Below are 24,749 nucleotides of genomic sequence, written 5' to 3'. Positions count from 1 at the left end.
GGGTTAGGGTGAGGGGAATAATCAGTATCCCGCCGTCAAATCATCCACCGAACGCGGATCCGACGCGCCAAACAGCGCCCCATCTGGCCCCACCATAATGCTCTGGGTACTGCCCATCGCCTCTTTCGCCGCTACCTTCTGCCCACGCTGCTCCAGCAGTTTAATCGTATCCGGGCTAAAGCCCTTCTCGACGCGCAGCTCGTCCGGCAGCCACTGGTGGTGGAAACGCGGGGCGTTGGTGGCTTCGGCGACGTTCATCCCAAAGTCGATGCTGTTCACCACCATCTGTAGCACGGTAGTTATGATGCGGCTCCCGCCAGGGCTGCCGGTCACCAGCCAGGTTTTCCCGTCTTTCACCACGATGGTTGGCGACATGGACGACAGCGGACGCTTCTTCGGCCCCACCGCATTCGCATCGCCGCCGACCAGCCCGTAAACGTTCGGCACGCCCGGCTTGGCGGAGAAGTCATCCATCTCGTTGTTCAGCAGAATGCCGCTGTTGCCCGCTACGATCCCGGTACCAAAGGTAGTGTTGAGCGTGTAGGTCACCGCCACCGCATTGCCGTCTTTATCCACCACCGAGAAGTGGGTGGTTTGGTTGCTTTCGTACGGCGCCAGCTTGCCGGGGCGGATCTCGCTCGACGGCTTAGCCTTGTTGATGTCGATCTGATCGGCAATGGATTTGGCGTACGCCTTGTTGGTCAGCGCCTGCCACGGCACCTTCACGAAGTCCGGATCGCCGAGGTATTCCGAGCGGTCGGCGTAGGCGCGTTTTTCCGCCTCCGCCATCACCTGCATGGCATCCGCGCTGCCGAAGCCGAACTTGTGCATATCAAAGTTTTCAAGAATATTGAGGATCTGCACGATGTGAATGCCCCCGGAGGACGGCGGCGGCATGGAGAACACCTCGTAGCCGCGATAGGTGCCGCTAATCGGCTCGCGCTCCACCGCCCTGTATTCCGCCAGGTCCGCTTTGGTGATGAGCCCGCCGTTCTTTTGCATCTCTTCGGCAATCTGATCGGCAATCGCCCCTTTGTAGAAGGCGTCCGGGCCGTGCTCCGCAATCAGCTCCAGGCTTTTGGCGAGGTTCTTCTGCACCAGCTTGTCGCCCTTCTTCAGCGGCTCACCGTCTTTCCAGAAGATCGCCTTGCTGTTTTCGTGATTGGGAATGACTTCACTGCCGTAGGTCTTGAGGTCGTCCGCCAGGGCGTCATTGACCACAAAGCCCTCCCGCGCCAGCCTGATGGCAGGCTGCACCACCTTGTTCAGCGGCATCGTGCCGTATTTTTCCAGCGCCAGCGAGAAGCCCGCAACGGTGCCCGGCGTGCCGGAGGCGAGGTGCGAGGTCAGAGATTTTTTACTGTCCGGGTTCCCCTGGTCGTCGAGGAACATATCGCGGGACGCCTGAGAAGGCGCCATTTCGCGGAAGTCGATGGCCGTAGTTTTGCCGTCTTTGGTGCGCAGCATCATAAAGCCGCCGCCGCCCAGATTCCCCGCCTGCGGATGCGTTACCGCCAGCGCGTACCCGACCGCGACCGCCGCATCCACCGCGTTACCGCCCTGCTTAAGAATATCAACGCCCACTTGGGTCGCCAGCGCGTCAACCGAGGCCACCATGCCGTGCGTGGCCCGCACGGGGTGAAAAACATCCTCCTCCACGCCGTAAGAGACGGGAGGAGCGGCGGGCGGGTTGGCCGCCACGGTAAATGTGCCGCCTGCCATCAGCGCGGCGATGGCGACCCAGCGCAAGAAGGTTGGTTTCATCATTATTGTTCTCCAGGTGAAGGGATCCATATTCCCCGCTTAAGCCTGGTTCACAACTCCTAAAAAATCATCGTCATGGTGAAATCAGGGTAAACTTAAGAGAGGCCTCAAGAGGAGGAAATGACAATGAAACGCTTGATGATTATCGCGGCGCTGATCCCGTTTGCCGCGCTCGCACAGCCACTCAACACCATGAATAACCCGAACCAGCAGGGTTACGTTATCCCGAGCCAGCAGCGCATGCAGACCGAGATGATGAGCCAGCAACAGCAGCAGAAAGGGATGCTCAATCAGCAGCTGAGAACGCAGACCCAGATGCAGCAGCAGAGCCTGCAAAACCAGATGAACGCCAACACCCAGCGCGTGCAGCAGGGACAGGTGCGCGAGCAGCCGCTGCCAAATAAAAACGGCGGGATGTTAGGGGGCGGGATGTCGCAAAGCAGCGGTCAGCAGCATATGCTGCCGACCCAGCAGAACGGCAGTATGCTCAATAAATAAATTTCGGGCCGATCTGGTCAATCGCATCGGTACAGATACTGTCCACGCCCCAGCGCAGCAGCTCGGCTGCGCGCTGGGGTTTGTTGACGGTGTAAACCAGAATATGGAGACCCGCGTCTTTCAGCATTTTCACCCGCGCCTCATCCAACAGCTTGTGGTTCAGATGGATAGAGACGCAGCCTAAGCGGCCCGTCAGTTCACGCCAGTCCTCACGCCACTCGTCCAGCAGCAGCCCGCGCGGCAGCTCAGGTACGGCCGTCTGCGCTGCCTCCAGCGCATCAACCTCAAACGACGACAGCAGCGGCGCGGTCATGCCTTCCCACAGCTCACGCGCGGCCAGCGCAATCACTTTGCCCGTCAGCGGCCCGGTGCCGGTAGTCGGCTTAATTTCAATGTTGGCCATCATGCCGTGCTGGCGACAGCGATCGGCCACTTCCGCCAGCAGCGGCAGCGGTTCGCCTTTGAACTCCCCGCTGAACCAGCTTCCGGCGTCCACCTTCAGCAGATCGCGCCACGGCAGTTCACCCGCCACGCCCCAGCCGTTGCTGGTGCGTTCAAGATTGTCGTCATGCAGCAGGAAAATTTCGCCGTCCTTCGACAGCTTGGCGTCGAACTCGATCATCGTGTGGCCGTAGCGCGCGCCGACATCGATCGCCGCCAGGGTGTTTTCCGGGGCCAGCTTACCGCCGCCACGGTGGGCGACGATGTGGGGGTAAGGCCAGTTGCTCATACTCGTTGTCCTGTTTCACCGTCAAAAAGGTGCAGATGGTTTTCCGGCAGGTGGAGCCACAGCGTGCTGCCCGCTTTCGGGCGCTCCTGATGCGCCAGGCGCACCACCATTTTTTGCTCGCCCCAGCGCCCGTGCGCCAGGTTATCTGCACCCAACATCTCCAGCGTGTCCATGACCAGCGGCACGCCGCCGTCCGCCTGAGAGGTTAAACCAATATGCTCGGGGCGGATACCGAGCGTCATCTTACGCCCGGCGTAGCCTCGATAGTACCAGTTGATCGGCAATGCCATCCCGCTTTCCAGCTCAAAGTGCGAGCCCGCGCTGCTGATGCGCCCCTCCAGCAGGTTCATCGCCGGGCTGCCGATAAAGCTCGCCACAAAGCGGGTGGCGGGTTTCTCATAGACCTCCACCGGGGTGCCAATCTGCTCGGCAACGCCTTTGTTCATTACCATCACGCGCTGGGCGAGGGTCATGGCTTCGACCTGATCGTGGGTAACGTACAGTGACGTGGTTTTCAGACGACGGTGCAGCTGCTGCAGCTCAAGGCGCATCTGCACGCGCAGCTTGGCATCGAGGTTAGACAGCGGCTCGTCGAACAGGAATACCGCCGGGTCGCGCACGATAGCGCGCCCCATTGCCACGCGCTGGCGCTGGCCGCCGGAGAGCTCGCGCGGGCGGCGCTTCAGCAGGCCGTCGAGTTCCAGAATGCGGGCGGCTTCTTTCACGCGCTCCTCGATATGGCCTTTGCCCATGCCGCGGATTTTCAGCCCCCAGGCCATGTTCTCTTCCACGCTCATGTGCGGATAGAGGGCGTAGTTCTGGAACACCATCGCGATGCCCCTGTCTTTCGGCTCCATCTCGGTGACGCGCTGGCGGTCAATCCAGATGTCCCCGGATGTGACGCGCTCCAGCCCCGCCACCATGCGCAGCAGCGTGGACTTCCCGCAGCCGGACGGGCCAACCATCACGATAAATTCGCCGTCCGCCACGTCAAGCGTCAGCGGCTGAATGACCTGGGTTTTACCGTCCCAGCTTTTGGTAACTGCCTGAAGTTTTAAACCTGCCATCTTATTTCTCGCTATCGACCAGGCCGCGGACAAACGCGCGCTGCATGGCTAAAACAATGACTACGGGTGGGATTAGGGTGAGCAGCATCGCCGCCATCACCTGGTTCCAGAGGGTGGTGCCTTCACCGGTGGCAATCATGCCTTTGATGCCCGCCACGGCGGTGCCGAGGTTGACGTCCTGAATAATCAGCAGCGGCCACAGGTACTGGTTCCAGCCGTAGATAAAGGTGATCACAAACAGCGCCGCAAGGTTGGTTTTCGACAGAGGCAGCACGATGTCGCGGAAGAAGCGCATCGGGGAGGCGCCGTCGATGCGCGCGGCCTCAATCAGTTCGTCCGGCAGGGTCATAAAGAACTGGCGGAACAGGAAGGTGGCGGTCGCTGAGGCCATCAACGGCAGGGTTAAGCCCGCGTAGCTGTCCAGCATCTTCAGGTTGGCGATCACCTCCACCGTCGGGAAGATACGCACCTCCACCGGCAGCATCAGGGTGATGAAAATCATCCAGAAGAACAGATTACGCAGCGGAAAGCGAAACCAGACGATGGCGAAGGCCGACAGCATCGACACCGTGATTTTGCCCACCGTAATGCCGAACGCCATGATGAAGCTGTTGAGCATCATCAGCCAGAACGGCGCGCTGTTGGCGCCCACGCCCTGGGTCCAGATGGTTTTCATGTTCTCGAAAAGATGCCCGCCCGGGATCAGCGTCATCGGCGTGTCGAACACCGCTTTGGTGTCCAGCGTGGCGGCGACAAAGGCCACGTACAGCGGGAACAGGATGACGATAATCCCTAAAATCAGCATGGTATGGCTGAAAATCGTCAGCCCGCGACGGTTCTCAATCATTGGTAGCGCACCTTACTTTCAACATAGCGGAACTGCACCACCGTGAGGATGATGACGAGGAACATCAGCACCACCGACTGCGCGGCGGAGGCAGAGAGATCGAGTCCGGCAAAACCTTCGCGGTAGATCTTATAAATAAGCGTCGTTGTCGCCTGCACCGGGCCGCCCGCGGTGGCGGCGTCGATCACCGGGAAGGTGTCGAAGAAGGCGTACACGAGGTTAACCACCAGCAGGAAGAAGCTCACCGGGGCAATCAGCGGCAGGGACAGCCTGAAGAAGCGACGAATCGGCCCTGCGCCGTCAATCGCGGCGGCCTCCACCAGTGAACGCGGGATGGACTGCAGCGCGGCAAAGAAGAACAGGAAGTTATAGCTGATCTGCTTCCACACCGAGGCGAACACCACCAGGAACATGGCCTGACCGCTGTTCTGGGCGTGGTTCCAATCGTAGCCGAACTCTGCCAGGAAGTGAGTAATCAGCCCGCGTCCGGGGTTAAACAGGAAGATCCACAGCACAGCGGCAACGGCGGGGGCCACGGCGTAAGGCAGCAGCATCAGGGTCTGATACAGGCGGCTGCCGCGCACCACGTAATCCACCAGCGCGGCGAAAAACAGCGAGGCAACAAGGCCGCTCACGGTCACCAGCGCGCTGAATTTCATCGTCGTCCAGAAGGAGTCCAGGTAGTAGCTGTCATGGAATAGCGCGGTAAAGTTGTCCAGCCCGACGAACTGGCTGGAGAGCCCGAACGGATCGACGCTTTGTACCGAGTACCACAGCGCTTCGCCCGCAGGCCAGATAAAGAAGATAACGGTGATGACCAGCTGAGGCGCGACCAACAGGTACGGCAGCCAGCGGGAGCGAAACACCGGACGGGATGAGGACATGGAGATTGGGTTCCTGAACAATGCCGGGTGGCGGCTGCGCCTTACCCGGCCTGGATGGGGCACGTCGTAGGCCCGGTAAGCGCAGCGCCACCGGGCGAATCACAGATTACGATTTGGTCGACTGCTCAAAGCGGCGCAGCAGCTGATTCCCGCGCTCTACTGCGGAATCCAGCGCCTGCTGTGGCGTTTTCTTCCCGGTCCACACGCTTTCCAGCTCTTCATCCACGATGGTGCGGATCTGCGGCATATTGCCCAGACGCAGGCCTTTAGTGAACGGCAATGGCGGCTTGTTCAGCATCTGACGCGTCGCGATGTCCGCGCCCGGGTTTTTGCTGTAGAAGCCCTGCTCGCGGGTCAGGTCATACGCGGCTTTGGTGATCGGCAGGTAGCCGGTCTTCTGGTGCCATTCAGCAGCGTTTTCCGGCTTGGCCAGGAAATCCAGGAACTCGGCGACGCCTTTGTAGGTGCCCTTGTCTTTACCCTGCATCACCCACAGGCTCGCCCCGCCGATGATGGCGTTCTGCGGCGCGCCTTTTACGTCAGCGTCGTACGGCATCATGCCCACGCCGTAGTTGAATTTGGCGTAGTGACGAATATCCGCCAGCGAGCCGGACGAGGCGGTGGTAATGGCGCAGTCGCCGTTGTAGAACTTCTCGGTGGATTCGTCTTTACGCCCGAAGTAGCTGAAGTCGCCCTTCTTGTTGAGTTCTTCCAGCAGCGCAATGTGCTTCACCTGCTCCGGCTTGTTGAACTCCAGTACCGCATCGGTGCCGTCGAAGCCGTTGTTTTTGGTCGCCACCGGCAGGCCGTGCCAGGCGCTGAAGTTTTCAATCTGGATCCAGCCCTGCCAGCCGCTGGCGTAGCCGCACTTCATCCCCGCCGCTTTCAGCTTCGCGGTGTATTCGGCCAGGTCCTGCCAGGTTTTTGGCGGCTGCTCCGGGTCTAAACCGGCTTTCCTGAAGGCGTCTTTGTTGTAGTACAGCACCGGCGTGGAGCTGTTAAACGGCTGAGACAGCAGATGCCCGGTTTTGGAATCGGTGTAGTAACCCGCTACGGTCGGCACGAACCGGGATTCATCGAAGTTGATACCCGCCTCTTTGAATACTTCATACACCGGCTTGATGGCTTTGGAGGCCATCATGGTGGCGGTGCCCACTTCATAAACCTGTAACAGCGCAGGCGCGTTGCCGGTACGGAAGGCGGCGATGCCCGCGCTCAGGCTCTGCTCGTAGTTACCTTTGTACACCGGCACAATTTTGTAATCCGGGTGGGTGTCGTTGAAACGCTGCGCCAGGGAGTCAACCTCTTTACCCAACTCCCCTTCCATGGAATGCCAGAACGGAATGGTGGTCATAGCCATTGCGTTCGTCGCAAAAGCCAGACCCAGTGCCAGACCCAAAGCTGTGTGTCGTAACGATGTCATTGTCATCTCTCTTATTGTGCCGGATGCGCGATATCACGCGTTTTATGCTCGCGAGGTAACATGACATGCTCGAATGACAGAAAAATAACTGTTTGTTTACAGATAAGTGACAGTAAAGGGTCAGGGGGATGATGGTTGTGTGAAGGGGGTTTATGTGAAAAAGCCGGGTGGCGGCTACGCCTTACCCGGCCTACTCGATCCCTGTAGGCCCGGTAAGCGCAGCGCCACCGGGCGATACAGACGGCTCAGCCGCCCAGGTAAGCGCTCCGCACCGCTTCGTTCGCCAGCAGCGCGTCGCCGGTGTCTTCCAGCACCACGCGGCCGTTCTCCAGCACGTAGCCACGGTCAGCGAGCTTCAGCGCCTGGTTGGCGTTCTGCTCGACGAGGAAGATGGTCATCCCCTCTTTACGCAACTGTTCGATGGTGTCGAAGATCTGCTGGATGATGATCGGCGCAAGACCGAGCGACGGCTCATCCAGCAGCAGCAGACGCGGCTGACTCATCAGCGCGCGGCCAATCGCCAGCATCTGCTGTTCACCGCCGGACATGGTGCCCGCACGCTGAATGCGGCGCTCCCACAGGCGCGGGAAGAGTTCGTACACCCACTTGATGCGGGTCTGGTATTCATCGCGGTGAGCGAAGAACCCGCCCATCGCCAGGTTCTCTTCCACCGTCATGCGGGAGAAGACGCGACGCCCTTCCGGGACAATCGCCACCGCCTCACGCATGATTCTGGCCGTCTGCCAGTCGGTAATGTCCTTACCATCGAACACAATCCGCCCGCTGGTGGCGCGCGGGTCGCCGCACAGGGTGCCGAGCAGCGTGGTTTTACCCGCGCCGTTGGCGCCAATCAGGGTGACGATTTCACCCTGATTGATGTGCAGGCTGACGTCGTGCAGCGCCTGGATCTTGCCGTAGTGCGCATTGACCTTGTCGAACGTTAACATCGCTTTTTCCATCTTATGCCTCACCAAGGTATGCGCGGATCACGTCCGGGTTGTTGCGGATCTCTTCCGGCGTGCCGTTTGCCAGCGGCGTGCCCTGGTTTACCACGTAGATACGGTCCGAAATGCCCATCACCAGCTTCATGTCGTGCTCAATCAGCAGGATGGTGGTGTCGTGATGATCGCGCAGCTCGGCAATCAGCTCGTCCAACTCTTTGGTCTCTTTCGGGTTGAGGCCCGCCGCCGGTTCGTCGAGCATCAGGATCTCCGGCTGCGTCACCATGCAGCGCACAATCTCCAGTCGACGCTGGTCGCCATAGGCAAGGTTGCTCGCCTGACGGTTGGCGTGCTGGAGCAGGCCAATGCGCTCGAGCCAGGTGGCGGCGCGATCGAGCGCCTCCTCCTGCGCGCGGCGGAAGGCCGGGGTTTTCAGCAGGCCGGAGAACAGGCCGGTTTTCAGCTGCTGATGCTGTGCCACCAGCAGGTTCTCAATCACCGTCATCTCGCGGAACAGGCGCACGTGCTGGAAGGTACGCACCACGCCCATGCGGGCAATCTGCTGGCCCGGCAGCCCTTCAAGGTGCTGGTCGCGCAGCATGATGGTGCCGCCCGTCGGCTTGTAGAAACCGGTCAGGCAGTTAAAGACCGTGGTTTTCCCCGCGCCGTTCGGGCCAATCAGGGAGACGATCTCTTTTTTATGCAGGTCCAGGTTCACGTTGTTGACCGCCAGCAGGCCGCCAAAACGCATCATCAGACCGTTTACGGATAATAATGGCTGACTCATGCCTGCTCTCCTTTCGCTTCCACATTCTTAAGCTTCAGCTGTGGACGCGTCATCGGCAGCAGACCCTGCGGACGCCAGATCATCATCAGCACCATCAAACCACCCAGCATCAGCATGCTGTATTCGTTAAAGTCGCGCATCAGCTCGCGGGAGACCACCAGCAGGATGGCCGCGAGGATAACGGCGAACTGCGAGCCCATCCCGCCGAGTACCACAATCGCCAGCACAAAGGCCGATTCGGCAAAGGTGAACGACTCGGGGCTGACGAAGCCCTGACGCGCGGCGAACAGCGTGCCGGCGAAACCGGCAAACGCGGCGCTGATGGTGAACGCGGTCAGCTTGATGCGGGTCGGGTTCAGGCCCAGAGAGCGGCAGGCGATCTCATCTTCGCGCAGCGCTTCCCACGCTCGGCCCAGCGGCATGCGCAGCAGGCGGTTGATCACGAACAGGGTGATGACCACCAGCAGCAGCGCCACCAGATAGAGCCAGATCACGCGGTCGGACGGGTCATATTTGATGCCAAAGAAGTTGCTGAAGGTATCCCAGCCGCCTTCGCGGGCGGTACGGCTGAACTCCAGGCCAAAGAAGGTCGGTTTTGGGATCTGGCTGATGCCGTTCGGGCCGCCGGTCACTTCGGTGTTGTTGAGCAGCAGGATACGGACGATTTCACCGAAGCCTAAGGTCACAATCGCCAGGTAGTCACCGCGCAGGCGCAGCACCGGGAAGCCGAGCAGGAAGCCTGCGGCGGCAGAGACCAGCCCCGCCAGCGGCAGGCAGGTCCAGAAGCCGAGGCCGTAATAGTGGTTCAGCAGCGCGAAGGTATACGCGCCGATAGCGTAGAAACCGCCGTAGCCCAGCACCAGCAGGCCAGAGAGACCGACCACCACGTTCAGACCGAGGCCGAGGATCACATAAATCATGGTCAGGGTGGCGATGTCCACCGTGCCGCGCGACACCATAAACGGCCACGCCACGGCAGCCACCAGCAGCGCCACGAGGAACAGCTTCTGCTTAACGGTAGACCCGTCGATGGCCGGCAGGACGAATTTCGGTCCGGAGACATTTTTCAGCGTCTTCTGGAACAGCGGGCGCAGCAGCTGGAACAGGAACACCACGGCGGTGCCGATAAAGACCCACTGCCAGCGAATATCAGCTGCAGTATCGACAACGAGTTTGGTGCCATTCAGCTCAAGCTGGACGCCCATAAAGACGCTGGCCAGCACGAAGAACATGGCGGCAGAGAGCAGCGCCATAGCAAAATGCATCGGTTTCATACTTTCTCTACCTCCGGACGGCCCAGAATACCGGTAGGCATCACCAGCAGAACCAGAATCAGCAGGGCAAACGACACCACGTCTTTATATTCGGTGCTCAGATACGCCGAGGAGAGCGCTTCCGCCACGCCCAGGATCAGGCCGCCGATCATCGCGCCAGGGATACTGCCGATGCCGCCCAGTACCGCCGCGGTGAAGGCTTTCATCCCGGCCATAAAGCCGATGTACGGGTTAATTACGCCGTAAAACTGGCCGAGCAGCACGCCAGCCACCGCCGCCATCGCCGCGCCAATCACGAAGGTCAGGGCAATTACGCGGTCGGTGTTGATGCCGAGCAGGCTCGCCATCTTCAGGTCTTCCGCGCACGCGCGGCAGGCGCGTCCCATGCGGGAGTAGCGGATGAACAGGGTCAGAGCGAGCATGGCGACAAAAGTCACGACCCAGATCACCAGCTGCATCGTGGTAATAGAGGCAGAGAAGTTTTCGCTGGCCCCCACAATCCACTGGCCGTTAAACAGGCTTGGCAGCGCCACGTCGCGCGAACCTTCAGTCAGGCTGACGTAGTTTTGCAGGAAGATCGACATCCCGATCGCGGAAATCAGCGCAATAAGACGCTTGGAGCTGCGCACCGGCCGGTAGGCCACGCGCTCGATGCTCCAGCCGTAGGCGCTGGCGATCACGATCGCACCGACAAACCCGGCGGCGACCAGCAGCCAGCTGCTGTCGATGCCCATCATCATCAGCGCGGCGATAATCATAAAGGAGACGTAGCTACCGATCATGTACACCTCGCCGTGGGCGAAGTTGATCATGCCGATAATGCCGTAAACCATCGTATAGCCGATGGCGATCAGCGCGTAGGTGCTTCCCAGCGTGACGCCGTTAAACATCTGCTGCAAAAAGTAGAGAAACTGCTCGGACATATGCAAACCTTTTTATACCCGCCCGGTGAGCCGGGCGGTGGGATAATTATTTGGCGACCGAGGACGAACCGTCGGCGTGCCACTTAAAGACACCAAACTCAAATCCCTTCAGATCGCCTTTCTCATCCCAGTTCAGCGGCCCAATCACGGTGTTCGCCCCGTGTGCTTTTAAATCTTTCACCAGATCCAGTGGCTCTTTGCTGCCGGTACGCTCCAATGCGGTTGCCAGAGACTGCACTGCCGCGTAGGTGATCCAGACGTATGGACCACTCGGATCTTTCTTCTGCGCCTTGAGCGCATCCACGATAGCCTTGTTGGCCGGATCCTGGTCATAGCGTTTTGGCATCGTCACCAGCATGCCTTCGGCAGAATCCCCTGCGATGTTCGACAGTGAGGCGTTGCCCACGCCCTCTGGCCCCATAAACTGGGTTTTCAGACCGGTGGCGCGCGCCTGGCGCAGCATCTGGCCCATCTCCGGGTAGTAGCCACCGTAGTAGACGAAGTCGATGTTCTCTTTTTGCAGACGGGCGATCAGCGCGGAGAAGTCTTTTTCGCCTGCGGTAATGCCGTCGAAGAAGACGATGTTCGCGCCGCCTTTTTTCAGGCCGTCCTGCACGGAGCGCGCCAGGCCTTCGCCGTACTGCTGCTTGTCATGAATGATGGCGATACGCTGTGGCTTAACGGTCTCGAGGATGTATTTGGCCGCGGTTGGCCCCTGGGAGGAGTCCAGACCGGCGGTACGCATGATGTGCTGGTAACCGCGCTGGGTCAGCTCAGGGTTGGTGGCGCCCGGAGTGATCATCAGAATACCTTCGTCTTCGTAGATATCGGACGCGGGCTGGGTGGAGGATGAGCACAGGTGGCCGATGACGTACTGAATCCCGTCGTTGACGATTTTGTTGGCGACCGCGACGGCCTGTTTCGGATCGCAGGCGTCGTCATACTCCACGCCCACCAGCTTGTCGCCCTTGATGCCGCCTTTGGCGTTGATGTCTTTGATGGCCTGACGCGCGCCGTTAAACTCCATGTCACCCCACTGGGCAACAGGGCCGGACATCGCACCGACTACCGCAACTTTAATCTCTTCCGCCATGGCCGCATGCGAGATCGCCAGTGCAACCATTCCCGCGATAAATGTCTTCGCGTTCCTTTTCATCTCAGAATCCCCATTCGTGATGTCGTGTTTATATTTTGTTTTATTATGGTTAAAAAGCATTCTGTACTTTTAATGAACAACACTATTTTTACCAGTGCCTTTAATGGTTTAGCGCAGTTTTTTGTCAAAAACCAGACTAAAATCTCTATTTTTCAGGCGATTAAGGAAAGATAATATTCTGAAATCAGGCAGAGATAAACAAATAAAAGTGCAGTTTGCAGCATAAAATAACGGTACAAAGCGCCGAATAAATCGCTGCCATTCAGGTTAAAATTCTGCTTATTTTTCGATCCATGTGTTTTCACACTGCCCATTGCATTGCTAAAAAACTAATCACCTGGTTAATGAGAATAAAAAGAGGAAGCCGCTGAGTGAATAAATTGAGTACACTGCCTCTACTCAATTTGCTTTGGACAAGCTGCTAATGAAACTGACTATCGTGCGTCTGGTGACCTTTAGCGACCAGGATCATATCGACCTGGGCAAGATCTGGCCGGAATATTCCCCTTCGTCGCTGCATGTCGACGAGAACCATCGCATTTATGCCGCGCGCTTCAACGAGCGCCTGCTGGCCGCGGTTCGCGTGACCCTGAGCGGCACGGAGGGAGCGCTGGACTCGCTGCGCGTGCGTGACGTGACCCGTCGTCGCGGTGTGGGACAGTATTTAATTGAAGAAGTGATCCGCGAAAACCCGAACGTAAACTCATGGTGGATGGCCGACGTGGGCGTGGAAGACCGCGGCGTGATGGCAGCGTTTATGCAGGCGTTAGGGTTTACGGCGCAGGAGAGCGGGTGGGAGAAGCGTTTGGGATGAATTGTGCGGTGCGGCATGATGCCCTCACCCCGGCCCTCTCCCACGGGGAGAGGGAGAAAACATTAAAAAAGGCAACTTAAGTTGCCTTTTTGCTTTTATTTGGCGTCTGTCGCCGTTCCGTTAGCATGCCAGTCAAACACGCCGAACTCAAAGCCCTTCAGATCGCCCTTTGCGTCCCAGGAGAGAGGCCCCATCACGGTCTCGACCGTGTTCGCTTTCAGCCAGGTGGCAATCTCAGCCGGATCGGCTGACTGGTTCAGACCCGCCTGCAGAGACTGCAGCGCTGCGTAGGTTGTCCAGACGAACGCGCCGCTTGGATCCTGCTTCTTCGCCTTGATGGCATCTACGATAGGTTTGTTCGCTGGCACCTGGTCGTAGTTCTTCGGCTTGGTCACCAGCAGACCTTCGGCAGATTCACCCGCGATGTTAGACAGGGAAACGTTCGCCACGCCTTCCGGGCCCATGAACTGGGTTTTCAGACCCGCCGCGCGCGCCTGGCGCAGGATCTGGCCCATTTCCGGGTGGTAGCCGCCGTAGTAAACGAAATCGATATTCTCTTTCTTCAGACGCGCCACCAGGGTGGAGAAGTCTTTCTCGCCAGCGGTGATCCCATCAAAGAAGACCACGTTGGCATTGCCTTTTTTCAGACCGTCCTGCACCGCACGGGCCAGACCTTCACCATACTGCTGTTTGTCGTGAACAATCGCGATACGCTGCGGCTTCACTTTTTCCAGAATGTACTTAGCCGCCGTTGGGCCCTGATCGGAGTCCAGACCGGTGGTACGCAGGGTCAGCTTGTAGCCGCGCGCGGTCAGCTCCGGTGCGGTCGCAGCCGGGGTGATCATCAGAATACCTTCGTCTTCGTAGATGTCAGACGCGGGCTGAGTAGAAGAGGAGCACAGGTGACCGATAACGTATTTGATGCCGTCGTTGACCACTTTGTTCGCCACCGCGACCGCTTGCTTCGGGTCACAGGCATCGTCGTATTTTACGATCTGCAGTTTTTCGCCCTTGATGCCGCCCTTAGCATTAATGTCTGCAACCGCCTGTTCTGCGCCCGTAAATTCCTGGTCGCCGTACTGTGCTACCGGACCGGACATTGCACCCACCACGGCCACTTTAATATCTGCCTGCGCCATGGTGCTGAATGCCAACGCGATACATCCTGCCAGTAACGCTTTACCCTTCATGTTCATCCTGAGATTCCCCATTATTATGGTTATTACGATTGTTGTGATGTTGTTGTGCAGCGCTTTATTTCAGTTATTGGTGTGCTGTTCGCGCTTTTTCAGCATACTCTGCTAAAACATACCCCATTTTTATGATTTTGGAATAGCTAATTTGAAATGAATATATGATAAGCCCGACAGGATTTACCGCCGGGCTGGTGGCTTTAACGTGTCAGCGACGCGGAGATAATGTCCAGCGCTTTACGGAACTGCGCTTCGGGGATGGTAAGCGGATAAAGGAAGCGGATCACGTTGCCGTAAACGCCGCAGCTCAGGAGCAGCAGCCCTTCGTTCAACGCGCGCTCCTGCACCTGCCGGGTGAATTCCGGCGACGGTTGCCCGGATTGCGGATCGTTAAACTCCACCGCGACCATCGAGCCCTGGGCACGGATGTCGGCGATGAACGGGCAGTTTTCCTTCGCTTTGTTGAGCACTTCTACCAGATGATGGCCGAGATGCGCCGAGCGCGTGCAGAGATCTTCCTCGTCAATCACGTCCAGCACCGCGTGGGCCGCGGCAATCGCCAGCGGGTTACCTGCGTAGGTACCGCCCAGACCACCAGGTGCAGGCGCGTCCATCACCTCGGCGCGGCCCGATACTGCTGAGAGCGGCATCCCGCCCGCGAGGCTTTTTGCCATGGTGATCAGGTCCGGCTTCACGCAGTGGTGTTCCATCGAGAACAGCTTGCCGGTGCGGGCGAAGCCGCTTTGCACCTCGTCGGCAATCAGCAAAATTCCGTGGGTATCGCACAGGGCGCGCAGCGCCTGCATAAAATCAGCGGGCGCAATGTTGAACCCGCCCTCCCCCTGAACCGGTTCGAGAATAATGGCCGCCACCTGGTCTGGGGCGATATCCGCCTTAAAGATGCGCTCCAGGCTTTTTAATGCTTCCGCCGTGCTGATGCCGTGCAGATCGTCAGGGAATTGAGCGTGGTATACCGAACCGGGGAACGGGCCGAAACCCAGCTTGTACGGCGCGACCTTACCGGTCAGCGCCATGGTCATAAAGGTGCGCCCGTGGAACGCGCCGCCGAAGGTGATAAGGCCGGGGCGTCTGGTATACGCGCGGGCAATTTTGACCGCGTTTTCGACCGCTTCAGCACCCGTCGAGAAGAAGGCGGTTTTGGCCGGGCCGTTAATCGGCACGCGCTGGTTGATGCGCTCGGCAAGCGCCACATAGCCCTCATACGGCACAATCTGGTAGGCCGTGTGGGTAAAAGCGTGGAGTTGTTTTTCGATAGCGGAGATAACTTTGGGATGGCGATGGCCAGTATTCAGCACCGCGATCCCGGCGGCGAAGTCGATGTACTCATTGCCTTCCACGTCCCACACCGTGGCGTTTTCGGCTTTATCAGCATAGAAGTTACACATCACGCCGATGCCGCGCGGCGTCGCCTGTAAACGCCGGTCGTTCAGTTCGTTATTTTTCACCCTGTCCCCCTGAGAAAATCGCCTGCTTAGCGCATCAGTAAGTGTTTGCCAGGGGGGAGAAATTCGCCAGAGCGGGCGCTAAAAAAACAGAACCCCCAAATTGGCATTCGAGGGTTTTTATCCTTCATATTTCAAGCCGCAGGTGCGTTGGCTGCTCTCGTTCACCCGAATCACTTACTGATGTAAGCTCATCGGGATTCACTCGTTTGCCGCCTTCCCGCAGCCTGAACTATTTCGGCTAAAGGTGTACTTCGCGAAAATTACGCTTCGATAGCGGCGCGAAGTTTTTTCATGGCGTTCTTTTCAAGCTGACGGACACGTTCCGCAGAAACGCCGTAGCGGTCAGCCAACTCCTGCAGCGTGGACTTGTTGTCTTCGTCCAGCCAGCGGGCGCGGATAATGTCCTGGCTACGCTCGTCGAGGCCTTCCATCGCATGGGTCAGCTTGTTCGCAGCCTGATCTTCCCAGTTGTCCTCTTCAATGCCGTCGGCAAAGTTAGAGGTTTTATCCTGCAGATACAGAACCGGTGCCATCGGCTGGCTGTCAGATGCGTCGTCGTCGGAGGACATATCAAAGGTCATGTCCTGCGCGGCCATACGGGATTCCATCTCACGGACGTCTTTGCTGGATACACCCAGCTCGCGCGCCACCATTTCCACTTCATCCTGATTGAACCAGCCCAGACGCTGCTTGGTTTTACGCAGGTTGAAGAACAGCTTACGTTGCGCTTTTGTCGTGGCGACTTTCACGATACGCCAGTTGCGCAGCACGTATTCATGAATTTCTGCTTTGATCCAGTGTACGGCGAAGGAGACCAGTCGCACGCCCACTTCCGGGTTAAAGCGACGTACAGCCTTCATCAGGCCGATGTTACCTTCCTGAATCAAGTCCGCCTGCGGCAGGCCATAGCCCGCATAGTTACGAGCAATGTGAACAACAAAGCGCAGGTGAGACAGGATCAGCTTTTTCGCTGCTTCCAGATCGCCCTGGTAATGCAGCTTTTCAGCAAGCTCCTTTTCTTCCTCGGCCGTTAACATCGGCCAGGTGTTCGCAGCCCGGATGTAAGATTCCAGGTTACCAACAGGGGCTAAAGCTAAAGTTTGCATTTCTTTGGTCATTCATTCCTCTCAATGTTTCTTCTGGTCCAGGCTGTCCCCGTCAGGCAACAACCATGCCAAAGCGTTTGAGCAACGAGATTAGCATTCACTCTTTTATCAGACAGTGATTTTATCCACAAGTTCCAGGTGCAACGGTGAATAAATTACGCACAAAATGTGACATGGAGATGATAACAGGGGAAGAGACAACAGGGACGCTTTCCCTGCAGAGCGAACATCTCGGTGCAGGGAAAGATTATATCACGCTTTTATTAGTCGGGAGTAAAGTGGCGTAAATGTTGAACCGTTGCCAGCCATGCGGCAATCCAGCCGATCATGGAGCACACCAGCAGCAACAGAAGGCACTCATCGAAGCCTAAGCCACTGATATCAAACTTAGTTCCGAAAACCTGCGCCACTTCGGTGACGGCAGACGAAAGCCGCATCACCAAAATTTCTGACAATATTAGTGAAAGAAATGCGCCGGAGAAACCGAGCAGTGCGCCACCGTAGAGGAACGGACGCAGGATGAAACCATCCGTTGCGCCAATCAGTTTTTGCACGTTGATGGTATCGCGACGCGCAAAGATGCTCAGACGCACGCTGTTACCGATGACGAGGAACACCGCTGCCACCATCAGCACGCCGATCATCGCCGACACGCGCCCCACCAGCCCGGTCAGCGCCGCAAGACGGGCAAACCAGCTGTCGTCCATGCGCACTTCATCAATCCCGTTGATGCGTGTGATGCGGTCGCGCAGGGTATTCAGCGAATCGGTACCCTGGAAATCCAGCTTCGGGATCACCACCGCAACGGCGGGCAGCGGGTTCTCTTCCAGCATGTCCAGCGCGCCGCCAAAGCCTGACCAGTTACGGAACTCGCCCAACGCTTCTTCACGGGAGAGATAATTCACCTTCTCCACGCCCTGCTCGGCCTGGATTTGCCCGACCACCTGCGCCGCCGCGTTATCGTCGAGCGCTTTATCCAGATAAACGGTGATCTGCGGTGACGGGTAATACTGCGACGCCGCCTGGTTGACGTTCTTATAGACCATGTAGCAGACGCTTGGCAGCGTCAGGGAGATGGCGATCACCATCACCGTCAGGAACGTCGCCAGCGGTTTGCTTTTCAGGTCCTGCAGCGCGCCGTGGAAGGCGTAGCGCACCTGTTCGTTAAACACGTTGGTCTTGCGGGAGGCCGGTTTCGGCGCCGCTTTCTGGCGCTTAGGCGCATTACGACTGCCGTCACCGCCGCCCTGCGGCTTACGGAAACGGTCGAACCGGTTCCCGAACTGCCGAATCTGGTTCATTGCATCACGCTTGTTCACCGTGGCCTCCGTGCAAATGCCCGTCGCTCAGGGTCAGCATGCGGTACGAACGACGGGAAATCAGCCCCATGTCGTGCGTCGCCATCAGTACCGTTACCCCTACGCGGTTGAATTCCTCAAACAGACGCAAAATCCCTTCGGACAGGGCATCGTCCAGGTTACCGGTCGGTTCATCCGCCAGCAGTACGGCAGGCTTGTTCACCACCGCGCGGGCGATGCCCACGCGCTGCTGTTCACCGCCGGAAAGCTGGATCGGGAAGTTCTTCGCTTTGTCCAGCAGCCCGACCTTGTCCAGCGCCGCAGAGACGCGACGGCGGATATCGTCATAGCTGGCGCCGGCAATAATCAGCGGGATCGCCACGTTATCGAAAACGGTGCGATCCATCAGCAGGTGGTGATCCTGGAAAATCATGCCGATCTGACGACGCAGAAACGGCACTTCACGGTTTTTCAGACGGCTAATTTCGTGGCCGCTGAACCAGATTTTCCCGGCGCTTGGCCGTTCGATCCCACAGATAAGCTTGAGCAGGGTACTTTTCCCCGCGCCGGAATGGCCGGTCAGGAATGCCATCTCGCCTGGCTGCAGGTGGAACGTTACCCCCTGCAGCGCTTGTCTCCCACCGAGATAGGCCTTGCTGACGTGTTCAAAGCGAATCATTGTTAGTCCTCTCGGGCAAATAATGCCTCAATAAAGTCGTCCGCCTTAAACGGACGCAAATCCTCAATACGCTCGCCCACACCGATGTAGCGGATAGGAATGCCGAACTGGTCGGCCACGGAGAAGATCACCCCGCCTTTCGCGGTGCCGTCCAGTTTGGTCAGCGTGATCCCCGTCAGCCCTACCGCTTCATGGAACAGCTTCGCCTGGCTAATGGCGTTCTGCCCGGTGCTGGCGTCGATAGTCAGCATAATTTCATGCGGTGCATCTTCGTCCAGCTTCTTCATGACGCGGACGATTTTCTTCAGCTCTTCCATCAGGTGCGATTTGTTTTGCAAACGCCCTGCGGTGTCAGCAATCAGCACGTCCACGTTGCGCGACTTCGCCGCCTGGATGGCATCGAAAATCACGGATGCGGAATCCGCGCCGGTGTGCTGGGCAATCACCGGAATGTTGTTGCGCTGGCCCCACACCTGGAGCTGCTCAACCGCTGCCGCACGGAAGGTATCGCCCGCCGCCAGCATCACCGATTTGCCCTGCTGCTCAAACTGGCGCGCCAGCTTGCCGATGGTGGTGGTTTTACCCACGCCGTTAACGCCAACCATCAGAATAACAAATGGCGTTTTGCCTTCAATATTAAGCGGTTCGTCAACTTTTGCGAGAATTTCACCCATCTCGTCTTTCAGCAGGCCGTACAGCGCCTCGGCGTCGCGCAGCTGTTTGCGGCTCGCCCCTTCGGTCAGGTTGGCGATGATCTTACGGGTAGTTTCCACGCCCACGTCCGCAATCAGCAGCTGCTCTTCCAGCTCTTCAAACAGATCGTCGTCGATCTTCTTGCCGCGGAAAAGACTGATAAATCCGGAACCTAAGTTTTCTTTGGTTTTGAGCAGGCTGCGCTTCAGGCGCGCGAAGAAACCTTCTTTGGTCGGTTTTTCCTGCTCCTGAACGATCTCTTCTTCGGCCTGCTCTTCCACCGGCACGACGATTACCGCTTCTTCAGCCGCTTCCGCCGCCAGCGCCTGAGCTTCCAGCTCTTCGTCGGTCAGCTCTGGCTCAAGTGCCGCCTCTTCTTCCACCGCCTCAACGATTTCAACGGTTTCCGCTTCGGCCTGCCACTCTTCGGCAGAAACCTCTTCAGCTTTAACCTCTTCGGGCAGCGGCAGCGCTTCGTGTTCGATAGCGGCCTGCGGCGCTTCGGTAAGGGTTTCTACGATAACCGGCTCTGGCTTCTCGCTCTCCTGAACCTGCTCAGTGACCTCAACCACCTCTTCAGCAAAGGATTCAATCTCTTCTTTGCTGTGCGCTGGTTCTTCCGCTTCGACAATCGCAGCGGTTTCGACAGGCGTTTCAGGCTGTGACTGCTCTTCTACAACCTGTTGCTCTTCGGTTTTCTGTTCTGTTTCTTGCTCTTTTTCACCGAAACCCAACCAGGAAAAGAAGCCACGTTTTTTTTGTTTTGCCATCTGCGACTACACTCCTCGCGGCGCTATATACAGGGAAGCTAAAAAAATGATGAAATAGTCTAACACTTTACTTAATTGACATCACCGCCCGCAATCGCAGGGCTATGGTTAACAGAGCTTTCCAGAGATGAAGAAACCCACCCGCGCCCCGGCCGGTCAAATTCGCATTATCGGCGGTCAGTGGCGAGGCCGGAAATTACCGGTGCCGGACAGCCCCGGTTTACGCCCTACAACCGACCGCGTTCGCGAGACGCTGTTTAACTGGCTTGCCCCATCAATGGTAGACGCCCACTGCCTGGACTGCTTCGCCGGAAGCGGTGCCTTAGGGCTAGAGGCGCTATCGCGCTACGCCGCCAGCGCCACGCTGCTGGAGATGGAGCGCGGCGTTGCGCAGACGCTGCAGCAAAATCTGGCGACGCTGAAGGCGACAAATGCGAAAGTGGTCAACACCAATACGCTGAGCTTTCTCGCGCAGCAGGGTACGCCGCATAATGTGGTCTTTGTCGACCCGCCGTTCCGCAAGGGGTTGCTGGAAGAGACGTTATCCCTGCTGGAGCACAATGGCTGGCTGGCGGATGACGCGCTGATTTATGTAGAAAGCGAAGTGGAAAACGGCCTGCCACCCGTTCCCGTTCACTGGGATCTGCACCGCGAAAAGGTCGCAGGCCAGGTGGCTTATCGTCTGTATCACCGTCAGGCACAAGGAGGATCCGATGCCGGTACTGATTAACCTGGGACGCTTGCTGATGCTGGGCGTCTGGGCATTTTTGATTTTGAATCTGGTGCACCCGTTCCCGCGCCCGTTGAACATCTTTGTTAACGTGGCGCTGATTTTCACCTCGTTCATGCACGCCCTGCAGATGGTGATGCTGAAAAACGGCCTGCCGAAAGATGGCCCGCCGATGACCGGCTGGCAGCAGCTGCGGGTGTTTATTTTCGGCGTGTTTGAACTGCTGGTGTGGATGAAGAAGTTTAAGGAGCAGGTGAAGAAGTAAGGTGCGGTGTGATGCCCTCACCCTAACCCTCTCCCACGGGGAGAGGGGACCGATCGCGCATTATTCAGCCCTAAAACCTACAAAACGCGACCCTTTATAGCTCAGCGTGCCTTTCTCTCCCACCGTCAGCTGATGGTATTGCTGCGCCTCCAGGCGGAAGGTCATCTCCAGACCACCGGTTTCCGGCTTAAAGCTGGCTTCATAGCGCATGCCGGTGCCCGCAGGCGTCACCTGCTGCTGGCGAGAGCGGCGGTCATTAAGCGGTTTCTCGCGTTTGTTCGCCACCACTACGCGCTTTTGCATCAGCGGCGCGGCGTCGTTGTCCGCCTTTTCGCGGCGCTGCTGCACGAACCGAAACGAGGCGGCAATGACGATAATCGCCACCACGATAATGAAAAACAGCGGCATCTTGCTCATTGAAACATCCCATCAGATTATGCGGAATTCAGGATACCTCGCCTGCCCCGGCATTGCCAAACGCCCGCTCGCGTCACTACACTGGATCAGAAACTGATTATTCAGCCTCAACAGTTACAGGGAGTTAATATGCTTTGGTCATTTATCGCTGTCTGTTTTTCCGCATGGCTTTATGTCGATGCGTCCTATCGCGGTCCAGCCTGGCAGCGCTGGTTGTTTAAACCCGTCACGCTGCTGTTGCTTCTGCTGCTCGCCTGGCAGGCTCCGATGTTTAACGCCATCAGCTATCTGGTGCTCGCCGGGCTGTGTGCCTCCCTGATTGGTGATGCCTTAACCCTGCTGCCGCGTCAGCGCCTGCTGTATGCCGTGGGGGCATTTTTCCTCTCCCATCTGCTGTATACCATCTACTTTGCCAGCCAGATGACGCTATCCTTCTTCTGGCCGCTGCCGCTGGTGCTGCTGGTGATTGGCGCGCTGCTGATTGCGGTGATCTGGTCGCGTCTGGAAGAGATGCGTCTGCCGGTATGCACGTTTATCGCCATGACGCTGGTGATGGTGTGGCTGGCCGGTGAACTGTGGTTCTTCCGCCCGACATCTCAGGCGATGTCCGCGTTCTTCGGCGCGGCGCTGCTGTTAATCGGCAATATCGTCTGGCTGTGCAGCCACTATCGCCGCCGCTTCCGCGCGGACAACGCGATTTCGTCCGCCTGCTACTTTGCCGGGCACTTCCTGATCGTGCGTTCATTGTATATCTAAATAACGCTTGACTCTGGAGTCGACTCCAGAGTGTATGCTGCGGTTAATGAGAAAATTATCATTACCGGAGACTGCCATGTCGACTCCAGAAATTCCAAAAAAAGTCCCACAATTCTCGGCGCTTAAGCTCAGCCCGGTTCCGCCGAAAGACGACTGCTGCTGCGAGGGCGCGTGCGAAACGCAGGTCGACGCGCTGCCTGAAGGCGGCAAACGCTACAGCTGGGTCATCAACGGCATGGACTGCGCGGCCTGCGCCCGCAAAGTGGAAAACGCGGTGAGGCAGGTACCTGGCGTGAACCACGTTCAGGTCCTGTTCGCCACCGAAAAGCTGCTCGTCAGCGCCGAAAAAGACGTCAGCAAGCAGGTTGAAGCCGCCGTCAGCAAGGCGGGCTATACCCTGCGCAGCGAAACGGCACCTGCCGAAAAAACCTCTCCGCTAAAAGAAAACCTGCCGCTTATTACCCTCATCATCATGATGGCCCTGAGCTGGGGTCTGGAGCAGATTAACCACCCGTTCGGCAACCTGGCGTTTATTGCCACTACCCTGGTCGGGCTGTTCCCGATTGCCCGTCAGGCACTGCGCCTGATGAGAAGCGGCAGCTGGTTTGCCATCGAAACGTTGATGAGCGTGGCGGCCATCGGCGCGCTGTTCATTGGCGCAACGGCGGAAGCGGCGATGGTGCTGCTGCTGTTCTTAATCGGCGAACGCCTTGAAGGCTGGGCGGCGAGTCGGGCGCGTAAGGGGGTGAGCGCGCTGATGGCGCTGAAGCCAGAAACCGCCACACGCGTGATAGACGGTACTCGTGAAACGGTCACCATTAACGCCCTGCGCCCGGGCGACGTGATTGAAGTCGCTGCGGGCGGGCGTCTGCCTGCCGATGGGGCTCTCGTTACCGCCACCGCGAGCTTTGACGAAAGCGCCCTGACCGGGGAATCCATTCCGGTAGAGCGTGCGGCAGGCGAAAAAGTCCCTGCCGGTGCCACCAGCGTCGACCGCCTGGTGCAGCTCAAAGTCCTGTCCGAGCCGGGCGACAGCGCCATCGACCGTATCCTGAAGCTGATTGAAGAAGCCGAGGAGCGCCGCGCGCCGGTCGAACGCTTTATTGACCGCTTCAGCCGAATTTACACCCCCGCCATCATGCTGGTCGCCCTGATGGTTACCGTGATTCCACCGCTGTTCTTCGGCGCGCCGTGGGAGGGCTGGATTTATAAAGGGCTGACCCTGCTGCTGATCGGCTGCCCGTGCGCGCTGGTGATCTCTACGCCCGCGGCGATTACCTCGGGTCTGGCGGCGGCGGCACGTCGCGGGGCGCTGATTAAGGGCGGCGCGGCCCTGGAACAGCTGAGCCAGGTTCAGCACATCGCCTTCGATAAAACCGGCACGCTGACGGTTGGTAAGCCGCAGGTCACCGGCGTCTATCCGCAGGACATCAGTGAAGACGAACTGCTGATCATGGCCGCCGCCGTTGAGCAGGGCTCCACTCACCCGCTGGCGCAGGCGATAGTGCGTGAAGCGCAAAGGCGCGGGCTGGCTATTCCTTCGGCAACCGCCCAACGGGCGCTGGTCGGGTCAGGGATTGAGGCCGTCGTCGACGGCAAAAAGGTGCTGATTGTCGCGGCGGGCGCGTCCTCCCGTCCACAGGTTGAAGCGTTAGAGCAGGCCGGGCAGACGGTCGTTGCCGTGATGCAGGACGGCGTGTCGAAAGGCATGCTGGCACTGCGCGACACTCTGCGCGATGACGCCAAAGACGCCGTGGCGGCGCTGCATCAGCTGGGCGTACAGGGCGTGATCCTCACCGGCGATAACCCGCGCGCGGCGGCTGCGATTGCCGACGAGCTGGGGCTGGCGTTTAAGGCCGGATTACTGCCTGCGGACAAGGTCAGCGCGGTAACCGAACTGAACAGCCGCGCGCCGCTGGCGATGGTCGGTGACGGAATTAACGATGCCCCGGCGATGAAGGCCGCCACCCTCGGCATTGCGATGGGCAGCGGCACCGACGTAGCGCTGGAGACGGCGGATGCGGCGCTGACGCATAACCGTCTGACCGGGCTGGCGCAGATGATCGCTCTTGCGCGGGCGACGCGCGCCAATATTCGCCAGAACATCGGCATTGCGCTGGGTCTGAAGGGGATATTTCTCGTCACCACGCTGCTCGGCATGACCGGACTGTGGCTGGCGGTGCTGGCGGACACCGGGGCGACGGTGCTGGTCACGGCGAACGCGTTGAGATTATTACGGCGGAAATAAAAACGCCCGGTGGCGCTAGC

Annotated in this window: 24 protein-coding genes; 6 read left to right on the top strand and 18 right to left on the bottom strand. The window is 58.5% G+C overall.

Annotation, left to right across the window (positions count from 1 at the left end):
* Positions 1 to 21: 21 nt before the first annotated feature.
* Positions 22 to 1,767: a gamma-glutamyltransferase gene (gene ggt / locus ACMWL8_RS21170; RefSeq protein WP_241276735.1), complete on the bottom strand. Its 1,746-nt coding sequence runs from the start codon at positions 1,765 to 1,767 to the stop codon at positions 22 to 24.
* 123 nt (positions 1,768 to 1,890) lie between these two features.
* Here ggt and ACMWL8_RS21165 point away from each other — a divergent pair, with 123 nt between their 5' ends.
* Entirely contained in the window at positions 1,891 to 2,262 is a 372-nt protein-coding gene (locus ACMWL8_RS21165; protein WP_045260950.1) for a DUF2756 family protein, read from the top strand.
* On the opposite strand, the gene ugpQ is transcribed toward ACMWL8_RS21165, so the two are convergent.
* From ugpQ to livK, 10 genes are all read right to left on the bottom strand, one after another.
* Positions 2,252 to 2,992 (bottom strand): glycerophosphodiester phosphodiesterase, encoded by a 741-nt coding sequence (gene ugpQ, locus ACMWL8_RS21160; RefSeq protein ID WP_045260951.1) that lies wholly within the window; start codon positions 2,990 to 2,992, stop codon positions 2,252 to 2,254. The two genes, ACMWL8_RS21165 and ugpQ, sit on opposite strands and share 11 nt — an antisense overlap.
* Positions 2,989 to 4,059, bottom strand: coding sequence for a sn-glycerol-3-phosphate import ATP-binding protein UgpC (locus tag ACMWL8_RS21155; RefSeq protein ID WP_045260952.1), 1,071 nt, complete (start codon positions 4,057 to 4,059; stop codon positions 2,989 to 2,991). Before ACMWL8_RS21155 ends, ugpQ begins: the two co-directional genes overlap by 4 nt.
* A 1-nt stretch (position 4,060) precedes the next feature.
* Positions 4,061 to 4,906, bottom strand: a complete 846-nt coding sequence (gene ugpE, locus ACMWL8_RS21150) for a sn-glycerol-3-phosphate ABC transporter permease UgpE (RefSeq protein WP_028015153.1) — start codon at positions 4,904 to 4,906, stop codon at positions 4,061 to 4,063.
* Entirely contained in the window at positions 4,903 to 5,790 is an 888-nt protein-coding gene (ugpA, locus tag ACMWL8_RS21145) for a sn-glycerol-3-phosphate ABC transporter permease UgpA (RefSeq protein ID WP_023618241.1), read from the bottom strand. The genes ugpE and ugpA overlap by 4 nt, the downstream gene beginning before the upstream one ends.
* 106 nt (positions 5,791 to 5,896) lie before the next feature.
* Complete coding sequence (ugpB, locus tag ACMWL8_RS21140; protein WP_045260953.1) at positions 5,897 to 7,213, bottom strand: sn-glycerol-3-phosphate ABC transporter substrate-binding protein UgpB; 1,317 nt, start codon at positions 7,211 to 7,213, stop codon at positions 5,897 to 5,899.
* A 245-nt stretch (positions 7,214 to 7,458) separates the two neighbouring features.
* Complete coding sequence (gene livF, locus ACMWL8_RS21135) at positions 7,459 to 8,172, bottom strand: high-affinity branched-chain amino acid ABC transporter ATP-binding protein LivF (RefSeq protein WP_008500102.1); 714 nt, start codon at positions 8,170 to 8,172, stop codon at positions 7,459 to 7,461.
* A 1-nt stretch (position 8,173) separates the two neighbouring features.
* Positions 8,174 to 8,941 carry a high-affinity branched-chain amino acid ABC transporter ATP-binding protein LivG gene (gene livG / locus ACMWL8_RS21130; RefSeq protein WP_045260954.1) on the bottom strand — a complete coding sequence of 256 codons (768 nt, stop codon included), beginning with the start codon at positions 8,939 to 8,941 and terminating at the stop codon, positions 8,174 to 8,176.
* Positions 8,938 to 10,215, bottom strand: a complete 1,278-nt coding sequence (gene livM / locus ACMWL8_RS21125; protein WP_041911555.1) for a branched chain amino acid ABC transporter permease LivM — start codon at positions 10,213 to 10,215, stop codon at positions 8,938 to 8,940. Before livM ends, livG begins: the two co-directional genes overlap by 4 nt.
* On the bottom strand, positions 10,212 to 11,138 hold the full coding sequence (gene livH / locus ACMWL8_RS21120) for a high-affinity branched-chain amino acid ABC transporter permease LivH (protein WP_028015147.1): 927 nt from the start codon (positions 11,136 to 11,138) through the stop codon (positions 10,212 to 10,214). The genes livM and livH overlap by 4 nt, the downstream gene beginning before the upstream one ends.
* 46 nt (positions 11,139 to 11,184) lie before the next feature.
* Positions 11,185 to 12,294 carry a high-affinity branched-chain amino acid ABC transporter substrate-binding protein LivK gene (gene livK / locus ACMWL8_RS21115; RefSeq protein ID WP_028015146.1) on the bottom strand — a complete coding sequence of 370 codons (1,110 nt, stop codon included), beginning with the start codon at positions 12,292 to 12,294 and terminating at the stop codon, positions 11,185 to 11,187.
* Positions 12,295 to 12,718: 424 nt separating this feature from the next.
* On the opposite strand from livK, the gene panM reads away from it, so the two are divergent.
* Positions 12,719 to 13,108, top strand: a complete 390-nt coding sequence (panM, locus tag ACMWL8_RS21110) for an aspartate 1-decarboxylase autocleavage activator PanM (protein WP_028015145.1) — start codon at positions 12,719 to 12,721, stop codon at positions 13,106 to 13,108.
* Positions 13,109 to 13,203: 95 nt separating this feature from the next.
* On the opposite strand, the gene livJ is transcribed toward panM, so the two are convergent.
* The 6 genes from livJ to ftsY all read right to left on the bottom strand — a co-directional run bounded on the left by livJ (position 13,204) and on the right by ftsY (position 20,313).
* The gene (livJ, locus tag ACMWL8_RS21105) at positions 13,204 to 14,304 is read right to left on the bottom strand and encodes a branched chain amino acid ABC transporter substrate-binding protein LivJ (RefSeq protein ID WP_072201786.1); all 1,101 of its coding nucleotides are present in this window, start codon (positions 14,302 to 14,304) and stop codon (positions 13,204 to 13,206) included.
* Positions 14,305 to 14,501: 197 nt separating this feature from the next.
* Positions 14,502 to 15,767: a 4-aminobutyrate--2-oxoglutarate transaminase gene (locus tag ACMWL8_RS21100; RefSeq protein WP_045260955.1), complete on the bottom strand. Its 1,266-nt coding sequence runs from the start codon at positions 15,765 to 15,767 to the stop codon at positions 14,502 to 14,504.
* Positions 15,768 to 16,027: 260 nt separating this feature from the next.
* On the bottom strand, positions 16,028 to 16,885 hold the full coding sequence (rpoH, locus tag ACMWL8_RS21095; protein WP_028015143.1) for an RNA polymerase sigma factor RpoH: 858 nt from the start codon (positions 16,883 to 16,885) through the stop codon (positions 16,028 to 16,030).
* Between the two features lie 251 nt (positions 16,886 to 17,136).
* A complete protein-coding gene (ftsX, locus tag ACMWL8_RS21090) occupies positions 17,137 to 18,192 on the bottom strand; it encodes a permease-like cell division protein FtsX (protein ID WP_045260956.1) in 1,056 nt (351 codons plus the stop codon).
* A complete protein-coding gene (ftsE, locus tag ACMWL8_RS21085; RefSeq protein ID WP_003861525.1) occupies positions 18,179 to 18,850 on the bottom strand; it encodes a cell division ATP-binding protein FtsE in 672 nt (223 codons plus the stop codon). Before ftsE ends, ftsX begins: the two co-directional genes overlap by 14 nt.
* A 2-nt stretch (positions 18,851 to 18,852) precedes the next feature.
* Positions 18,853 to 20,313, bottom strand: coding sequence for a signal recognition particle-docking protein FtsY (gene ftsY, locus ACMWL8_RS21080; RefSeq protein WP_041911558.1), 1,461 nt, complete (start codon positions 20,311 to 20,313; stop codon positions 18,853 to 18,855).
* Positions 20,314 to 20,440: 127 nt separating this feature from the next.
* Between ftsY and rsmD the strand changes: the two genes are divergently transcribed.
* Positions 20,441 to 21,043 carry a 16S rRNA (guanine(966)-N(2))-methyltransferase gene (gene rsmD, locus ACMWL8_RS21075; RefSeq protein ID WP_028015140.1) on the top strand — a complete coding sequence of 201 codons (603 nt, stop codon included), beginning with the start codon at positions 20,441 to 20,443 and terminating at the stop codon, positions 21,041 to 21,043.
* The gene (locus ACMWL8_RS21070) at positions 21,027 to 21,308 is read left to right on the top strand and encodes a DUF1145 family protein (RefSeq protein ID WP_045260957.1); all 282 of its coding nucleotides are present in this window, start codon (positions 21,027 to 21,029) and stop codon (positions 21,306 to 21,308) included. Before rsmD ends, ACMWL8_RS21070 begins: the two co-directional genes overlap by 17 nt.
* Before the next feature lie 60 nt (positions 21,309 to 21,368).
* On the opposite strand, the gene ACMWL8_RS21065 is transcribed toward ACMWL8_RS21070, so the two are convergent.
* A complete protein-coding gene (locus tag ACMWL8_RS21065; protein WP_028015139.1) occupies positions 21,369 to 21,725 on the bottom strand; it encodes a DUF2500 domain-containing protein in 357 nt (118 codons plus the stop codon).
* A 129-nt stretch (positions 21,726 to 21,854) separates the two neighbouring features.
* On the opposite strand from ACMWL8_RS21065, the gene ACMWL8_RS21060 reads away from it, so the two are divergent.
* Both ACMWL8_RS21060 and zntA read left to right on the top strand, forming a co-directional pair.
* Complete coding sequence (locus ACMWL8_RS21060; protein WP_045260958.1) at positions 21,855 to 22,481, top strand: lysoplasmalogenase; 627 nt, start codon at positions 21,855 to 21,857, stop codon at positions 22,479 to 22,481.
* Positions 22,482 to 22,557: 76 nt separating this feature from the next.
* Positions 22,558 to 24,729: a Zn(II)/Cd(II)/Pb(II) translocating P-type ATPase ZntA gene (zntA, locus tag ACMWL8_RS21055; protein WP_045260959.1), complete on the top strand. Its 2,172-nt coding sequence runs from the start codon at positions 22,558 to 22,560 to the stop codon at positions 24,727 to 24,729.
* Positions 24,730 to 24,749 lie beyond the last annotated feature (20 nt).

The sequence above is a fragment of the Enterobacter sp. 04-C-12-SI-ECC genome (genome assembly GCF_047530715.1).
Lineage (GTDB): Bacteria > Pseudomonadota > Gammaproteobacteria > Enterobacterales > Enterobacteriaceae > Enterobacter > Enterobacter bugandensis.
The sequence above is the reverse complement of the archived record's forward strand: the minus strand, read 5'-3'. Positions and strand labels throughout refer to the sequence as shown.

What these genes read in the sequence shown, in the direction of transcription:
- ACMWL8_RS21165 (WP_045260950.1), top strand. Translation starts at nt 1,891, where the DNA reads ATGAAACGCTTGATGATTATCGCGGCGCTGATCCCGTTTGCCGCGCTC.
- ACMWL8_RS21060 (WP_045260958.1), top strand. Translation starts at nt 21,855, where the DNA reads ATGCTTTGGTCATTTATCGCTGTCTGTTTTTCCGCATGGCTTTATGTC.
- rsmD (WP_028015140.1), top strand. Translation starts at nt 20,441, where the DNA reads ATGAAGAAACCCACCCGCGCCCCGGCCGGTCAAATTCGCATTATCGGC.
- livK (WP_028015146.1), bottom strand. Translation starts at nt 12,294, where the DNA reads ATGAAAAGGAACGCGAAGACATTTATCGCGGGAATGGTTGCACTGGCG.
- zntA (WP_045260959.1), top strand. Translation starts at nt 22,558, where the DNA reads ATGTCGACTCCAGAAATTCCAAAAAAAGTCCCACAATTCTCGGCGCTT.
- livG (WP_045260954.1), bottom strand. Translation starts at nt 8,941, where the DNA reads ATGAGTCAGCCATTATTATCCGTAAACGGTCTGATGATGCGTTTTGGC.
- rpoH (WP_028015143.1), bottom strand. Translation starts at nt 16,885, where the DNA reads ATGACCAAAGAAATGCAAACTTTAGCTTTAGCCCCTGTTGGTAACCTG.
- ACMWL8_RS21155 (WP_045260952.1), bottom strand. Translation starts at nt 4,059, where the DNA reads ATGGCAGGTTTAAAACTTCAGGCAGTTACCAAAAGCTGGGACGGTAAA.
- panM (WP_028015145.1), top strand. Translation starts at nt 12,719, where the DNA reads ATGAAACTGACTATCGTGCGTCTGGTGACCTTTAGCGACCAGGATCAT.
- ftsY (WP_041911558.1), bottom strand. Translation starts at nt 20,313, where the DNA reads ATGGCAAAACAAAAAAAACGTGGCTTCTTTTCCTGGTTGGGTTTCGGT.
- livM (WP_041911555.1), bottom strand. Translation starts at nt 10,215, where the DNA reads ATGAAACCGATGCATTTTGCTATGGCGCTGCTCTCTGCCGCCATGTTC.
- ugpB (WP_045260953.1), bottom strand. Translation starts at nt 7,213, where the DNA reads ATGACATCGTTACGACACACAGCTTTGGGTCTGGCACTGGGTCTGGCT.
- ACMWL8_RS21070 (WP_045260957.1), top strand. Translation starts at nt 21,027, where the DNA reads ATGCCGGTACTGATTAACCTGGGACGCTTGCTGATGCTGGGCGTCTGG.
- ggt (WP_241276735.1), bottom strand. Translation starts at nt 1,767, where the DNA reads ATGATGAAACCAACCTTCTTGCGCTGGGTCGCCATCGCCGCGCTGATG.
- ftsE (WP_003861525.1), bottom strand. Translation starts at nt 18,850, where the DNA reads ATGATTCGCTTTGAACACGTCAGCAAGGCCTATCTCGGTGGGAGACAA.
- livJ (WP_072201786.1), bottom strand. Translation starts at nt 14,304, where the DNA reads ATGAACATGAAGGGTAAAGCGTTACTGGCAGGATGTATCGCGTTGGCA.
- ACMWL8_RS21065 (WP_028015139.1), bottom strand. Translation starts at nt 21,725, where the DNA reads ATGAGCAAGATGCCGCTGTTTTTCATTATCGTGGTGGCGATTATCGTC.
- ugpA (WP_023618241.1), bottom strand. Translation starts at nt 5,790, where the DNA reads ATGTCCTCATCCCGTCCGGTGTTTCGCTCCCGCTGGCTGCCGTACCTG.
- ugpE (WP_028015153.1), bottom strand. Translation starts at nt 4,906, where the DNA reads ATGATTGAGAACCGTCGCGGGCTGACGATTTTCAGCCATACCATGCTG.
- livH (WP_028015147.1), bottom strand. Translation starts at nt 11,138, where the DNA reads ATGTCCGAGCAGTTTCTCTACTTTTTGCAGCAGATGTTTAACGGCGTC.
- ugpQ (WP_045260951.1), bottom strand. Translation starts at nt 2,992, where the DNA reads ATGAGCAACTGGCCTTACCCCCACATCGTCGCCCACCGTGGCGGCGGT.
- livF (WP_008500102.1), bottom strand. Translation starts at nt 8,172, where the DNA reads ATGGAAAAAGCGATGTTAACGTTCGACAAGGTCAATGCGCACTACGGC.